Raw genomic sequence first — 14,617 nt, forward strand, 5'->3', positions numbered from 1 at the left:
TGGGTCAGATATTCAGCTTATCCGCCCCGGTGTCGATATGCGGCGCCCAGAATGCGACACTTTCGGCGATCTGGGCGATGACCTGCCGGTCGTTCGGGTCGCGTTCCTTGAAGGACAGCTCCAGGCAGATCTCGTTGTCGACCGCGCCGCCCTGGGCCAGCGCCGCCAGCAGGGGTTCCGGCTGGACGCGGCCCTTGGCGTTGAATTCGGCGGTGAAGGGGCGGTGGCCGCCCTTGTCCATCAGCGACTGCTTGATGTGGATGATCGGGCTGACGCGCGGCACGGCGCGGGCCCAGGCATAAGGGTCCAGATCGTCCGGATCGGGGCTGGTGACGTCGCCGTGGTCGATATCGGCCATCATCCACATCGGCACCGCCATGTCGGCCGCGCTCAGCCGGTCCTGCAGCGCCAGGGCGGCCGGGATCGTCTCTCCGAATTCGCGGCCCACGCTCATGGGCTCCCAGAAAACATAGTCCAGCCCGGCGGCCTTCGCGTGATCCGCGACCTCGGCCCAGCAGTCGATGGCGATGCGGATCAGGTCCTCGCGCCGGGCCGGACCGTCGTAATCGCGATAGGTGAAGATCGCGAATTGCGTGCCCACCGACCGACCGCCCAGATCGGCGGTGATGTCCGCGAAGGTCTTGAACCAGTCGACATAGTATCGCCGCACATCCGCATCGGGATGGCCGAAATGATTCAGCCGACCATAGGGCCCGGTCATGCCGCTGGTGACGCGCACCCCGGTCCGGTCCAGCGCCGCGCGCATCTGCCGGGTCAGGCGACGGATCACCGGCGCGGGCCAGGAGGGATTGATGAACTCATGCGTCAACTGCAGGTCGCGAATGCGCAGATCCCGCGCGACCGTGTCGATCAGGTCGTCCGGATCGGCAAAGCGGTTGACCAGCGGATTGGTGTTCAGCGACAGGGTCAGCATCACGCGATCTCCGGCGCCAGGGTGTCGTCGAACCACGCGGCAAAGGCCGCCTGCTGGTCCCGGCTCAGGTGCAGATAATGCTTGGTGCGCCGGGTCAGGATGTCCTGCGGCGTGCGTGCCCATTCCTTGGCGACCAGGTACCGCGCCTCGGCCTCGTAAAGCTGTCCGCCGAAATGACGTCCCAGGTCCGACAGGGTCATGGCGCCCGCCACGACATCCTTGGTCCGCGCGCCGTACAGGCGACCGTAATGCTGGACCAGCGCACGCGGCATCCAGGGGTGCAGTTCGCGCTGCAGGTTGGCAAAGCTTTCGTAATCGGCATTGGCGATCTCGCCGCCCGGCAGGGTCGCGGTCTTGGTCCAGTCGGGGCCCATCTGCGGGAACACCTCGGTCAGGCGGTGCATGCCGCGTTCGGCCAGTTCGCGGAAGGTGGTGATCTTGCCGCCGAAGACGTTCAGCAGCGGCGCGCCTCCGGTCTGGTCCAGGTCGAACACATAGTCCCGCGTGACCGCCGACGGGTTGCCCTGCCCGTCATCGAACAGCGGGCGCACGCCCGAAAAGCTGTGGATCACGTCGGACCGGCGCAGCTTCTCCTTGAAATAGCGGTTCACGGCGGCCAGCAGATAGTCGATCTCGGATTCGTCGGCGGTGACGTCCTCGGCCCGGCCGTCATAGGCGATGTCGGTCGTGCCGATCAGCGCCATGTCGCCCTCGTAGGGGTTGATGAATATCACGCGCTTGTCGTGGTTCTGCACCAGATAGGCGTTGGTCCCCGCCCACCATTTCGGCACGATGATGTGGCTGCCCTTGACCAGGCGCACGTTGCGGGCCGAATTCGACCCCGCAACGCGGGTGATGAAGTCGCTGACCCAGGGACCGGCGCAGTTGACCAGGCAACGGGCGCGGAACTGCCGTTCCTCTCCGGTGACGGTGTCGCGGGTGGTCACGGACCAGGCGTCGCCCTCGCGGCGTGCCGACACACAGGCGGTGCGGGTCAGGACGGTCGCGCCGCGCTCCGCCGCATCGACCGCGTTCAGCACCACCAGCCGCGCGTCGTCGACCCAGCAGTCGCTGTATTCGAACCCCTTGTGGTACTTGTCCAGCAGCGGCGCGCCCTCGGGATCGCGGCGCAGGTCCAGCGTGCGCGTGCCCGGCAGCTTCTTGCGCCCGCCCAGGTTGTCATAGAGGAACAGCCCCAGCCGGACCAACCAGGCGGGCCGGTCGTCGGGGCTGTGCGGCAGCACGAAGCGCATCGGCCAGATGATGTGCGGGGCCGCGCCCAGCAGCACCTCTCGTTCGATCAGCGCCTCGCGGACCAGGCGGAATTCGTAATATTCCAGATAGCGCAGCCCACCATGGACCAGCTTGCCCGAGCGCGACGAGGTGCCCTGCGCCAGGTCGTCCTTTTCGCACAGCACGACCGACAGGCCCCGCCCCGCGGCATCGCGCGCGACGCCCGCGCCGTTGATGCCGCCGCCGATCACGAACAGATCGATCATCTCGTGGCCTTGGGTCATCCTACTCTCCTGTCGTGGTGCGGGCCCGCGCCATGGCTGCCCAGACGGGCGGCAGGGCGGCGCGGGTCGCGGCAAAGGCGGGGAACAGCCGCGCATAGGTCGCGGCCAGATGGGAATCGGGGGCCTCGGGGGCGCGCAGCAGGGGCGTGACCCATTCGGCGATGCAGGCGTCCATGTCGCGATAGGCGCCGATGGCCACGGCGGCCATCATCGCGGCCCCCGCGGCCCCGGCCTCGTCGCGGTCGGACACGCGGACCGGCGCATCCAGCGCGGCCGACAGGATGCGCCGCAGGGCGGGCGACCGCGCCGCCCCACCGGTCAGGCGCAGTTCGGACGGAAGCGGCCCCATTGCGGCGTAACAGTCGCGCATGGCCAGGCCCAGCCCTTCGGCCACGGCGCGCACCAGATCGGGATAGCGATGGCCCGCAGACAGACCGGTGAACCCGGCCCGCGCCGCCGCATCGACGAAGGGCCCGCGTTCCCCGGCATCCGAGATATAGGGGTGGTACAGGATCTGCCCCGGCGCGGCCTGGCCCAGCCAGCCGTCCAGCCGCGCGACAAGGTCGCGATGTGTCACCGGCTGGCCCATGTCCGACAGGATGCCCGCCGCCAGGCCCAGCACCCAATCCAGGTTCAGCGTCGCCGCCATGTTGGTCTGGACCTGCGTGACCACGCCCGGCACCGGCAGGCAGATGACATAGCCCGTGCCCTGATCGTTCAGATGCACCCGGTCGGCGGTCACGGCGCGCAGATGCACCCCGGTCGAGCCGACCGTCGAACAGGCCACGTCGCCCGCCCCACCCAGCACGCCCGCACCCAGCGCGGTCATCACCATGTCGACATAGCCCAAGCTGACCGGCGTGCCTGCCAGCAGGCCCGTCGCCGCAGCGGCATCCGCGGTCAGCGGATGGGTCACCTGCGTGCCATCGATGATCGGCGGCAGCAGGCCGCGCCGATGCGTCAGGCCCAGCGCGTCGATGACCGTGTCGTCATAGGCCCGGCTGCGGAAGTTGCCGAAGGTGAAGCTGGCCTCGGACGGGTCTGTCGCCCGAACGCCGGTCAGGTTCAGATACAGCCAGTCCTTGCAATGCAGCGCGACCCGTGCCCCATCCAGCAGGTCCGGATGATGGGCGTCCATATGGGCCATCTGCGCGCCCTGCTGGCAGGTGTTCAGGCCGGTGCCCGTCGCCTCGAACCGGGCGCGGTCCTGGCCCAACCGGCCGACGGTCGGTGCGGCACGCGCGTCCAGCCACAGCCAGGCATCGCCCACCGGGCCGTCGTCTCCGACCAGCCAGGTGCCGTCGCCCTGCCCCGTCACGGACAGCGCCGCGGTCCGCCCCGCCAGGTTCGGGATATGATCGGCCAGCCCGCGCAGCGCGGCGGCGCAATCATCCCAGGTGCGGGCCATGTCCTGCGTCGCTGCGCCCTGCGCCCCGGTCGCATAGCGATTCGGCACCGCCGCCGCGCCCAGCTGACGCCCGGAAAGATCGAACCCCACGGCCTTGATGACCGAGGTCCCGGCATCGATTCCGATCAGCACGTCGCGCTGCTTGTCCGTCATGATGCCTCCATCCCTTGGCCCCGGTTTATATCACGATGATCGCACAGGGAACGTATTTTTTTACGGACACGGCAATTTATTTCATCTAAGCTGGTCCCGTTCGCGTCCGACAGGATGCGCGGAATCGCCGCAATCACAGGCCCGCGCCACGCGAATCGACCGGAGGGGAGGCCGGACCGCATGACGACTTTCGCCAGCACAGGCTTGCGCCCCGCATGCCTTCGCGCCATGGATGCGGCCCGTGCGGCGACCGCCGCAGGGCAGGCCCCGATGCGCACGTTCTCCGCGAGGTCGATCACGTGAAGTTATCATCAACCATGAGATGTGCGCCCGCCCGCCCCGTGTTCCAGCCAGAGGCAGACCGATGACCGACAGCACCACCGCCCCCCGGGCCCCCGCCGCCAGCCGTCGCGGCCTGATCCTGTCCGTGGCCCTGGGCCTGGCCGTCCTGGCCGCCATCGCGCTGGATACCACCGTGGTGCAGGTCGGCTCCGAGGCGGATGCCCGCCAGCAGGCGTTTTCGCCCGACACCTATGGCACGCAGGAATTCCCGCGCATCCGCGACGCGGTGATCGAACGCGCAGTGCCCGCGACGGACCTGGCCGCGGCCATCGCCGCCGATCAGGACGCGGCCATCGCCGAATACGGCACGCCCGCATCGACCGGCGCCATCATGATGGTCACCGTGACCGGCACCGCCGGAGAGCCGCGGGCCGGGGTCTATCCGCTGACCGTCGAGGGCCTGCCCGAGGATCTGCGCATCCGCGTGCAGACCGGCCCCGCGATCAACGGCACCGACCTGCGCGACGCGCCGGGCGACATCGCCTTCGGCGCCTTCAAGAACCAGATCGAATACCAGGACGCGGGATCGGGCATCAACCGCGCCATGGCGGCCGAAGTGCTGGCCCCCATCGACACCACCGCCCTGGCGGGCAAGCAGGTGACGGTGACCGGGGCGTTCCGGCTGATCAACCCGTCGAACTGGCTGATCACCCCCGTCGCGCTGGAGGTCCAATGAGCGCCCAGGTCGTCCTTGCCGCCCGCAACGTGGCCAAGTCCTATGGCCAGGTCCACGCGCTGAAGGGCGTGAACTTCGACATCCATCGCGGCCAGGTCACCACCCTGTTCGGAGAGAACGGCGCGGGAAAATCCACGCTGATGAAGATCCTGTCGGGCGTGATCCAACCCACATCGGGCCAGATCGTGCTGGACGGCCAGCCGGTGGCCTTTGCCAATGCGAATGACGCGCGCGACCGGGGGATTTCCATCATCCACCAGGAGCTGTCGCTGGCCCCGAACCTGTCGGTGCGCGACAACATCTTCATGGGCCGCGAGATCATGGGCCCCTTTGGCGTCGATTACGCCGAGGAGGACCGCCAGACCAGCGCCCTGATGGAGGAGCTGGAGGAGCAGATCGACCCCGCGACCCTGGTCGAGGACCTGCGCCTGGGCCAGCAGCAGATCGTCGAGATCGCCCGCGCCCTGTCGGTGGACAGCCGCATCCTGATCATGGACGAGCCGACCAGCGCGCTGTCCGCCAGCGAGGTCGAGGTGCTGTTCAAGGTCATTCGCGACCTGACCGCGCGCGGCGTCAGCATCGTCTATATCTCTCACCACCTGGAGGAGGCGCTGACCATCACCGACCATGCGGTGGTGCTGCGCGACGGAGTGATGACCGCCTATGCGCCGCGCGCGGACATCGACCTGGAATGGATCGTGCGCAACATGGTCGGCGAGAATTACGACCTGGGATCGCCCCCGGACAGCACCATGGGCAAGGTCGCCCTGTCGATCCGCGACCTGTCGGTCCCGGACGCCACCGGCCAGGACCTTGTGCGCGGGCTGAACCTGGACGTGCGCGCCGGAGAGATCGTCTGCATCTATGGCCTGATGGGCGCGGGCCGCACCGAACTGCTGGAGACGGTCGCGGGGCGGCTGCGCGCCACCGGCGGCCAGATCGTGCTGGAAGGGCACGAGATCAGCCACCTGTCCATCGGCGACCGCATCGCCCGCGGCCTGGCCCTGGTCCCCGAGGACCGCCAGCGCGACGGCCTGGTCCAGACCATGAGCGTCGGCCAGAACCTGTCGCTGGCCTCGATCGCGCGGTTCACACGGGGGCTGTTCACCAGCACCCGCGCCGAACGCGACCTGATCGACGACAGCATCCGCCGCGTGACGGTCAAGACATCGGGCGGCGGCGCCCCCATCGGGTCGCTGTCGGGCGGCAACCAGCAGAAGGTCGTGATCGGCAAGATGCTGGCCACCCGGCCCCGCGCGATCCTGCTGGACGAGCCGTCGCGCGGCATCGACATCGGCGCCAAGGCCGAGGTGTTCCGCCTGCTGGCGGAAGGCGCGCGCGCCGGGCTGGCGGTGGTCTATTCCACCTCCGAGGTCAGCGAATGCCTGTCCATCGCCCACCGGATCATCGTCATGCACAAGGGCCGCATCACGGCCGAATTCGACAGCACCGTGTCCAAGGACCGGATCATGGCCGCCTCGGGCGAGTCCGTGGCCGCCTGACGCGCCCGAGGGAGGGAACTCATGTCCGCAACCACCACGACCGCCCCCGCGAAAGGCCGCCAGTTCCATCTGGGCCGCCTGCTGCTGGAAGGGCGCGCCTTCTTCGCGCTGATCGCAATCATCGCGGTCTTCTCGTTTCTGTCGCCGAACTACTTCACGCTGTCGAACCTGCTAATCATGTCCAGCCAGGTGGCGATCTTCGGCATCCTGTCCATCGGCATGCTGCTGGTCATCCTGAACGGCGGGATCGACCTGTCGGTGGGCTCCATCCTGGCGTTGTCGGGCGTGGTCGCCGGCGCGATGATGCAGGGGGTCGAACTGGATGCGCTTGGCGTGATCCTGTATCCCCCGGTCTGGGCGGTCGTGGTGCTGACGCTGTGCGTGGGCGCGGCCGTGGGCGCGGTCAACGGCGTGCTGGTCGCGATCTTCAAGGTGCCGCCCTTCGTGGCGACGCTTGGGGTCATGTACGTGGCCCGCGGCATCGCGCTGCTGATGACCAACGGGCTGACCTACAACAACCTGCGCGGTTCCGAGGCCCTGGGCAACACCGGCTTCAACTGGCTGGGCTTCTACCGCATCGGCGGCGTGCCCATCAGCGTGATCGTGCTGGCGGTCGTGGCGATCGCCGCGGGGCTGATGCTGGGCCGGTCGGCCTTCGGGCGCTGGCTTTACGCATCGGGCGGCAACGAACGTGCGGCGGAGCTGTCCGGCGTGCCGGTCAAGCGGGTCAAGATCACCGTCTACATGGTGTCGGGCGCGCTGGCCGCCGCCGCGGGGCTGGTCCTGGCGTCGCAGCTGACCTCGGCCGGACCCACGGCGGGCAACGCGTATGAACTGACCGCCATCGCCGCGGTCGTGATCGGCGGCGCGGCCCTGACCGGCGGGCGCGGCAACGTGCGCGGCACGATGCTGGGCGCCTTCGTCATCGGCTTCCTGTCGGCGGGCCTGGTGATCATCGGGGTCAGCTCCTACTGGCAGACGGTGTTCACCGGCGCGGTAATCGTGCTGGCCGTGCTGATGAACTCGCTTCAATACGGCAGCAGCACGCGCAAGACGTGAGGCCCTGCCCCCGACCTTCCCCGCGCGCCACAGGGATGGCGCGCGGAAAGACTGCCCCGCACCGGGCAGGATCACCACACCAAGGGAGAGAGTCCAAATGATGAAGATGACGCGCCGGATGCTGATGGCCGCCGTGGCCACCGTGCCGCTGATGGCCGGATCGGCCTGGGCCGAGGGGCTGATCACCGTGATCGTGAACGATCCGGCCAACCCCTACTGGTTCACCGAGGGCGAGGTCGCCAAGGCCACCGCCGAGGAGCTGGGCTATACCGCCAACGTGGCCGCCCATCGCGGCGACACCAACACCGAAAGCACGCTGATCGACACCGCGATCACCAACCAGTCGGTCGCGATCATCCTGGACCCGGCCAATGCCGACGGTTCGGTCGGTGCCGTCCAGAAGGCCGTCGATGCGGGCATCCCGGTCTTCCTGGTCAACGCCGAGATCAACCAGGAGGGCCTGGCCAAGGCGCAGCTGGTGTCGAACAACGCGCAGGGCGCGGCCCTGGGCGCGCAGGCCTGGGTCGAGGCCATGGGCGAAGAAGGCGGTCAGTTCGTCGAGCTGTTCGGCAACCCCTCGGACAACAACGCCCAGACCCGTTCGAACGGCTACGAGACCGTGCTGAGCCAATATCCCGAGTTCGAGAAGGTCGGCCAGGAGGTCGCCAACTGGGACCGCACCCAGGGCTATCAGCGCATGCAGTCGCTGCTGCAGGCGAACCCCGACATCACCGGCGTCATCTCGGGCAACGACGAGATGGCGCTCGGCGCCATCGCCGCGCTGAAGGAGGCCGGCAAGCTGGACGCCGTGACCGTGGGCGGCTTTGACGGCAGCCCCGACGCCGTCGAGGCGGTGAAGGCCGGAGAGATGGCCTATACCGTCCTGCAGCCCGTCGCTGTCTTCGCCGAGGAGGCCGTCCGCCAGGCCGACACCTTCATCAAGACCGGAGAGACCGGGGTCGAGACCGAAAAGCAGCTGTTCGACTGCCTGCTGATCACGCCGGAGAACGTGGACAGCTACAGCGCCGCCTTCGTTCTGGACCAGTGACGCCACCGGGGCGCGCGCCGTCACGCGCGCGCCCCACCCACGCAAGGGCCGCATCCCCATGGACATGATCCCCTCGGACAGCCGACAGGCCCGCCTGCAGGCGCGTCGCCAGCTGATCGCGCAGGCCGTCATGGCCGAGGGCAGCCTGCGGATCGAGGATCTGACCGACCGCTTCGGCATCAGCCTGATGACCGCGCATCGCGACCTGGACGAACTGGCCGCCAAGGGCCTGCTGCGCAAGTCGCGCGGCATCGTGTCCGCCGCCCCCACCAGCCTGATCGAGGCCAGCGACCTGTATCGCGACACCCGCCAAGGTCCGCAGAAGTCCGCCATCGCGCAGCTGGCGGCCCAGCAGGTCGAACCGGGCCAAGCGGTGTTTCTGGACGACAGCACCACCGTGCTGCGCATGGTGCCGCATCTGGCCGCACGGGTGCCGCTGACGGTCATCACCAATTCGCTGACGCTGATGAGCGCGATCAAGGATATCGGCGACATGACGCTGCTGGGTCTGGGCGGCCAGTTCCACCATTGGTGCAACGCCTTCATGGGACCGCAGACCACCGCCCAGATCCGCCGCCTGCGCGCGGACGTGGCGATCCTGTCGATGGCCGCCGTCACCGACGACCAGGTCTTTCACCAGTCCCCCGAGATGGCCGAGACGAAGCGCGCCATGCTGGACGCCGCCAGCCGCCGCATCCTGCTGGCCGATCACACCAAGTTCACCCGCCGCGCCCTGCATTCGATGGGCGGCATCGAGGATTTCGACCTGATCATCACTGACGACCGCACGCCCCCCGACCAGATCACCGCCCTGCGCCGCCGCGGCGTCGAGGTCCAGATCGCCGTGACGGGGGACTGACGCCATGCTGATCCTGGGCATCGACAACGGGCTGACCGTCACCAAGGCGGTGATCTTCGACGCGACCGGCCGGGTCCTGGCCACCGCGCGCCGCCGCGTGGCGCAGGTCATGCCGCAGCCCCGCCATGTCGAACGCGACATGGAGGACCTGTGGCGCCAGACAGCCGCCGCCGTGGCCGAGGCCATCGCCGCCTGCGGCCGCCCGGCCCGCGACATCGGCGCCGTCGCCACGACCGCGCATGGCGACGGGCTGTATCTGCTGGACCGGGCGGGCGCGCCTTTGGGACCGGGCATCCTGTCGCTGGACAGCCGCGCGGGCGGCGTCGCGGACGGCTGGGTCGCGGACGGGACCGCCGCGCGCGCGCTGGCGCGGACGGGGCAGATGCCCCATGCCTCGGCGCCGTCGGCGATCCTGGCGTGGCTGCGCGACCATGACCCCGCGCGGTTTGCCGCGATCGGCCATGTGCTGGCCTGCAAGGACTGGCTGACCTATCGCCTGACCGGCCGCATCGGCACCGACCTGACCGAGGCCAGCACCGCCTTCACCGACGTCGCGACCCAGGGCTTCGCCCCCGACATCCCCGGCATCTTCGGCCTGCCGGGCCTGCCCTTGCCTGACATCGCCCTGCCCGATCAGGTCGTGGGCCATGTCACGGCGGATGCGGCCGCCCTGACCGGCCTGGCCGCGGGCACGCCGGTTGTGGCCGGACTGCATGACGTGACGGCATCGGCCCTGGGGTCGGGCGGCTACGGGCAGGGCTGCGTCGCCATCGTCGCCGGCACCTATTCCATCAACGAGACCGTCACCGACCGACCCCTGTCCGATCCGCGCTGGTTCTGCCGCAACGGCATCGCGCGGGGCGAATGGAACGCCATGTCGATCTCTCCGGCGTCCGCCGCGAATTACGACTGGTTCCTGGACAGTCTGTGCCGCGAAGGGGGCGACCAGCCCGCCCATCTGCGCGTCATCCCGGAAATCGAGGCCGCCCTGGCCCGCCCCTCCAGCGCGCTGTTCCACCCCTACCTGTTCGGATCACCGCACGGGGCACAGGCCAGCGCGGGCTTCTTCGGCCTGCGCGGCTGGCAGGATCGCGGCGACATGCTGCGCGCCGTGATCGAGGGCATCGCCTTCAACCACCGCCACCATGTCGACGCCCTGCGCGACGGGTTCGCCCCCAGGGCGGCGCGGCTGACCGGCGGCATTTCCCGCGCGCCGGTCTTTGCGCAGCTCTTCGCGGATGTACTGGACATGCCCGTGACCGTCAGCGCGACCGAGGAGGCCGCAGCCTGGGGCGCGGCGCTCTGCGCGGGCGCGGGGGTCGGGATCTTCGCCTCGCCGCGCCACGATCCGCGCGACATGGGCGCGATCAGCACCACCCATCATCCCGACCCCACCCGTGCCGCAGAGATGGCGCGCCGCTTTGGGGTCTTCACCGACATCGCCGCCGCCATGGCCCCGCTGTGGCCGCGAATCGAGGCCCTGCAGGACATCCCATGACCCAAGATATCGACGTGCTGATCCTGGGCGCGGGCATCAACGGCGCGGGCCTGTTCCGCGATCTGTGCGAACAGGGCGTCAACGCGGTGATCGTGGACAAGGCCGATTACGGCGGCGGCACCTCGGCCGCACCCTCGCGCCTGATCCATGGCGGCATCAAGTACCTCGAGACCGGAGAGCTGCGTCTGGTCGCCCAGTCCACGCTGGAGCGGAACCTGCTGCTGAAAAACGCGCCGCATCTGGTCAAGCCGCTGCCGACGGTCATCCCGATCTTCTCCTGGCTGCGCGGCATCGGGCCGGCACTGCGCACGCTGATGGGGTCGACCACCGCACCCCGCAGCCGCGGCGCGGTGCTGATGAAGGCGGGGCTGGCCATGTACGACTTCTATGGCCGCCGCCACCGGGTCATGCCGCGCCATCAGCTGTGGTCGCGCGCCCGCGCGCTGCGCGAGATCCCGCCCCTGACCCCGCGCATCAAGGCCGCGGGACAGTATTACGACGCCGCCGTCACCCTGCCCGAACGGCTGGTCTGGGAGCTGGTGGCGGACGGGCTGCGCGCCAATTCCGCCGCGCGCGCGCTGAACCACACCGCGCTGAGCGGGACCGACGGCGACGTGATCCACCTGACCGGCCCGCAGGGCGCGCTGTCCCTGCGCCCCCGCATCGTGGTGAACGCCGCCGGTCCCTGGATCGACCGCGTGAACGCGACCCTTGGCGCGATCACGCGGATGATCGGCGGCACCAAGGGCTCACACATCCTGCTGGACCACCCCGAGCTGCTGGCCGCGCTGAAGGGCCGCATGATCTATTTCGAGGCCGATGACGGACGCATCTGCCTGGTCTTTCCCTATCTGGACCGCGCGCTGGTCGGATCGACCGACACCCGCGCAGACGACCCCGACGACGTGGCCTGCGACGATGCCGAGGTCGCCTATTTCCTCGACGCGCTGCGCGGCCTGCTGCCGGGGCTCCATTTCGACGACAGCCAGATCGTCTATGCCTATTCCGGCATCCGCCCCCTGCCCGCCTCGGACGCGGCCAATCCCGGCCTGATCAGCCGCGACCATTCCGCGCCGGAGATCGCCCCCGACGCCAACCGCCGCTGGCCGATCATCGCGCTGGTGGGCGGCAAATGGACCACGTTCCGCGGCTTCGCCGAGGAGGTCGCCGACGATCTTCTGACGCGCCTAAACGCGTCCCGCCGCATCGCCACCGACAGGCTGCCCATCGGCGGTGGCCGTGATTACCCGGCCGATGCGGGCGCGTGGAGCGACGATGCGGCCCGGCGCACCCTGGCCGCGCCCGCCCGCGCGCGCCATCTTCTGGCGCGCTACGGCACGACGGCGGCGGCGATCCTGGCGGTCGAAGGCGCGGCGCCCATCATGCTGGCCGACAGCGATCACAGCGAACAGGAGCTGGGCTGGATCATCCGCAACGAACAGGTCGGCACCCTGGCCGATCTGGTCATGCGCCGCACCGCGCTGGCCGTCACCGGCCATCTGTCGGCCCGCGACCTGGCGCGCATTGCCGATCTCTGCGCGGCGGCGCTGGACTGGGACGCCACGCGGCGCGACCGCGAACTGAGGGAGACACAGGCGATGTTGCTGACGCGGCACCGCCTGCGGATGGATCAGGCCGCGTCGGCCTGATCCAGATGGGCTAGGCGCCCCTCGACGACCAGCATCTGCGCGACCGCATGGGCGGCCTCGGCGCCCTTCTTCACGAAATGCTCGCGATAGAAACCGGTCAGCAGCTCGGTCTCCTGGTAATTGTGCGGCGTCAGGGACACCGAGAACACCGGCACGCCCGTGTCCATGCCCGCCTGCATCAGGCCGCTGACCACCGCGCCGGCGACGAAATCATGGCGATAGATGCCACCATCGACCACCAGGGCCGCGGCCACCACGGCGTCATACTTGCCGGTCAAAGCCAGCTTCTTGGCCAGCTGCGGCATCTCGAAGGCGCCGGGCACGTCCCATGCCTCGATCTGCGCACCGGGCATCAGGCTGGCGGCCTGGGTCAGGAAACCTTCGTGCGCGCGGTCCACGACATCGGCGTGCCAGCGCGCCTTGATGAAGGCGATACGGGGGGATTTGGTCATCTTTCAGGAACCTTACGTAAGTTGCGTCAGGCCCCCAAGGCATACCACCACGCGCGCCGGGGTGGCACACGGGGCGGTTCTCTTCCATCCGGACTATACCGTCGGCCCCGGAATTTCACCGGATCTGCTGACCCCCCTACCATGGCAAGGGGCGCTCGCGGGCTGTCACCGCCGGTGGGGAATTGCACCCCGCCCTGAGAACACCGTCAAGATAACGCCCCAGCCCGCCCGCGCCAAGGCCTGCACGGGGAAAAACCTTCCAAGGTCGCGGCGTCACACGGGTTCGATATCGCCTTCTGCGCGGCGCGCGTGGAATTCGGCCACAAAGGCGTCCAGCCGTCCCGCCGCGATCGCGTCGCGCAGCCCCGCCATCAGCTGCTGATAGTAATGCAGGTTATGCCAGGTCAGCAGCATGCCGCTGATCATCTCCTTGGCCCGGAAGACATGGTGCAGATAGGCGCGGGAATAGCCCGTGCAGCAGGGGCAGGTGCAATCCTCGTCCAACGGGCGCGGGTCGTCCTGGTGGCGGGCGTTCTTGATGTTGACCTGACCGCGCGGGGTCCAGGCCTGACCCGTCCGCCCCGACCGCGAGGGCAGGACGCAATCCATCATGTCGATGCCGCGCTGGACCGCGCCTACGATGTCGTCCGGCTTGCCCACGCCCATCAGATAGCGCGGTCTGTCCACCGGCAGGAAACCGGGGGCATAGTCCAGCACGCCGAACATCGCCTCCTGCCCCTCGCCCACCGCCAGGCCGCCGACCGCATAGCCGTCAAAGCCGATCGCCTGCAGCGCCTGCGCGCTCTCCTCGCGCAGCTCTCGCGTGACGCCGCCCTGCATGATGCCGAACAGCGCGTGCCCCGGACGGTCGCCGAAGGCGTCGCGCGACCGCTGCGCCCAACGCATCGACAGGCGCATCGACTTGGCCACCGCCTCCTCGGTCGCGGGCAGCGCGGGGCATTCGTCGAAACACATCACGATGTCGCTGCCCAGCAGCTTCTGGATCTCCATGCTGGTCTCGGGCGACAGGAAATGCTTGGACCCGTCCACATGGCTGGAGAAGGTCACCCCCTCCTCGGTCAGCTTGCGCAGGCCCGCCAGCGACATCACCTGAAACCCGCCGCTGTCGGTCAGGATGGGCTTAGACCAGTTCATGAACCTGTGCAGCCCGCCCATGCGCGCGACGCGCTCCGCACCGGGACGCAGCATCAGGTGATAGGTGTTGCCCAGCAGGATGTCGGCGCCCGTGGCCGCCACGCTGTCGGGCAGCATCGCCTTGACCGTCGCGGCCGTCCCCACCGGCATGAAGGCCGGGGTGCGGATCGGTCCGCGCGGCGTGTCGATGACGCCCGTGCGCGCCGCGCCGTCGGTCGCCTGGAGGGTAAAGTTGAAACGCGTGGTCATGGGTCCGCCCGAGCCTTTGGAACCGGGCGCTTGTAGCGCCGCCCCCCGCCCGGCGCAATGTGGGGCGCCCACTGGACCGCAGGCGGTCGGTGCCCTATATAATCGGTCGGAATTGA

The 14,617-nt window shown here is 69.1% G+C and carries 12 protein-coding genes and 1 riboswitch; of the genes, 7 read left to right on the top strand and 5 right to left on the bottom strand.

The annotated features are described in order from the left end of the window. Positions 1–4 precede the first annotated feature (4 nt). The 3 genes from LZ686_RS14770 to LZ686_RS14780 are packed head-to-tail and all read right to left on the bottom strand — an operon-like array spanning position 5 to position 4,012. On the bottom strand, positions 5–937 hold the full coding sequence (locus LZ686_RS14770; protein ID WP_349548285.1) for a sugar phosphate isomerase/epimerase family protein: 933 nt from the start codon (positions 935–937) through the stop codon (positions 5–7). Further along, a complete protein-coding gene (locus tag LZ686_RS14775; protein WP_349548286.1) occupies positions 934–2,451 on the bottom strand; it encodes a glycerol-3-phosphate dehydrogenase in 1,518 nt (505 codons plus the stop codon). The genes LZ686_RS14770 and LZ686_RS14775 overlap by 4 nt, the downstream gene beginning before the upstream one ends. Position 2,452: 1 nt before the next feature. After that, positions 2,453–4,012 (bottom strand): FGGY family carbohydrate kinase, encoded by a 1,560-nt coding sequence (locus LZ686_RS14780; protein ID WP_349548287.1) that lies wholly within the window; start codon positions 4,010–4,012, stop codon positions 2,453–2,455. Between the two features lie 364 nt (positions 4,013–4,376). Here LZ686_RS14780 and LZ686_RS14785 point away from each other — a divergent pair, with 364 nt between their 5' ends. From LZ686_RS14785 to LZ686_RS14815, 7 genes are all read left to right on the top strand, one after another. Next, positions 4,377–5,030 (top strand): DUF2291 family protein, encoded by a 654-nt coding sequence (locus LZ686_RS14785; protein ID WP_217844726.1) that lies wholly within the window; start codon positions 4,377–4,379, stop codon positions 5,028–5,030. Then, positions 5,027–6,532 carry a sugar ABC transporter ATP-binding protein gene (locus tag LZ686_RS14790; protein ID WP_349548288.1) on the top strand — a complete coding sequence of 502 codons (1,506 nt, stop codon included), beginning with the start codon at positions 5,027–5,029 and terminating at the stop codon, positions 6,530–6,532. The genes LZ686_RS14785 and LZ686_RS14790 overlap by 4 nt, the downstream gene beginning before the upstream one ends. Before the next feature lie 21 nt (positions 6,533–6,553). Next, the gene (locus tag LZ686_RS14795) at positions 6,554–7,591 is read left to right on the top strand and encodes an ABC transporter permease (protein WP_349548289.1); all 1,038 of its coding nucleotides are present in this window, start codon (positions 6,554–6,556) and stop codon (positions 7,589–7,591) included. Between the two features lie 97 nt (positions 7,592–7,688). Then, on the top strand, positions 7,689–8,639 hold the full coding sequence (locus LZ686_RS14800; RefSeq protein WP_045982694.1) for a D-ribose ABC transporter substrate-binding protein: 951 nt from the start codon (positions 7,689–7,691) through the stop codon (positions 8,637–8,639). 58 nt (positions 8,640–8,697) lie between these two features. Then, entirely contained in the window at positions 8,698–9,498 is an 801-nt protein-coding gene (locus LZ686_RS14805; protein WP_349548290.1) for a DeoR/GlpR family DNA-binding transcription regulator, read from the top strand. A 4-nt stretch (positions 9,499–9,502) separates the two neighbouring features. Continuing rightward, positions 9,503–10,996, top strand: coding sequence for an FGGY-family carbohydrate kinase (locus LZ686_RS14810; protein WP_349548291.1), 1,494 nt, complete (start codon positions 9,503–9,505; stop codon positions 10,994–10,996). Next, positions 10,993–12,645, top strand: a complete 1,653-nt coding sequence (locus tag LZ686_RS14815) for a glycerol-3-phosphate dehydrogenase/oxidase (protein WP_349548292.1) — start codon at positions 10,993–10,995, stop codon at positions 12,643–12,645. Before LZ686_RS14810 ends, LZ686_RS14815 begins: the two co-directional genes overlap by 4 nt. On the opposite strand, the gene LZ686_RS14820 is transcribed toward LZ686_RS14815, so the two are convergent. Both LZ686_RS14820 and tgt read right to left on the bottom strand, forming a co-directional pair. Then, positions 12,627–13,097 carry a 6,7-dimethyl-8-ribityllumazine synthase gene (locus LZ686_RS14820; protein ID WP_349548293.1) on the bottom strand — a complete coding sequence of 157 codons (471 nt, stop codon included), beginning with the start codon at positions 13,095–13,097 and terminating at the stop codon, positions 12,627–12,629. The genes LZ686_RS14815 and LZ686_RS14820 overlap by 19 nt on opposite strands. A 72-nt stretch (positions 13,098–13,169) precedes the next feature. Further along, positions 13,170–13,303: riboswitch (FMN riboswitch) on the bottom strand. Between the two features lie 67 nt (positions 13,304–13,370). Beyond that, a complete protein-coding gene (gene tgt / locus LZ686_RS14825; protein WP_349548294.1) occupies positions 13,371–14,501 on the bottom strand; it encodes a tRNA guanosine(34) transglycosylase Tgt in 1,131 nt (376 codons plus the stop codon). Between the last annotated feature and the right edge of the window lie 116 nt (positions 14,502–14,617).

It is taken from the genome of Paracoccus sp. NFXS7, from assembly GCF_040148865.1.
Taxonomy (GTDB): domain Bacteria; phylum Pseudomonadota; class Alphaproteobacteria; order Rhodobacterales; family Rhodobacteraceae; genus Paracoccus; species Paracoccus marcusii.

Excerpts from the sequence above, each read along its gene's own strand:
- LZ686_RS14775 (WP_349548286.1), bottom strand. The coding sequence starts at position 2,451 with ATGACCCAAGGCCACGAGATGATCGATCTGTTCGTGATCGGCGGCGGC.
- LZ686_RS14780 (WP_349548287.1), bottom strand. The coding sequence starts at position 4,012 with ATGACGGACAAGCAGCGCGACGTGCTGATCGGAATCGATGCCGGGACC.
- LZ686_RS14785 (WP_217844726.1), top strand. The coding sequence starts at position 4,377 with ATGACCGACAGCACCACCGCCCCCCGGGCCCCCGCCGCCAGCCGTCGC.
- LZ686_RS14790 (WP_349548288.1), top strand. The coding sequence starts at position 5,027 with ATGAGCGCCCAGGTCGTCCTTGCCGCCCGCAACGTGGCCAAGTCCTAT.
- LZ686_RS14795 (WP_349548289.1), top strand. The coding sequence starts at position 6,554 with ATGTCCGCAACCACCACGACCGCCCCCGCGAAAGGCCGCCAGTTCCAT.
- LZ686_RS14800 (WP_045982694.1), top strand. The coding sequence starts at position 7,689 with ATGATGAAGATGACGCGCCGGATGCTGATGGCCGCCGTGGCCACCGTG.
- LZ686_RS14805 (WP_349548290.1), top strand. The coding sequence starts at position 8,698 with ATGGACATGATCCCCTCGGACAGCCGACAGGCCCGCCTGCAGGCGCGT.
- LZ686_RS14810 (WP_349548291.1), top strand. The coding sequence starts at position 9,503 with ATGCTGATCCTGGGCATCGACAACGGGCTGACCGTCACCAAGGCGGTG.
- LZ686_RS14815 (WP_349548292.1), top strand. The coding sequence starts at position 10,993 with ATGACCCAAGATATCGACGTGCTGATCCTGGGCGCGGGCATCAACGGC.
- LZ686_RS14820 (WP_349548293.1), bottom strand. The coding sequence starts at position 13,097 with ATGACCAAATCCCCCCGTATCGCCTTCATCAAGGCGCGCTGGCACGCC.
- tgt (WP_349548294.1), bottom strand. The coding sequence starts at position 14,501 with ATGACCACGCGTTTCAACTTTACCCTCCAGGCGACCGACGGCGCGGCG.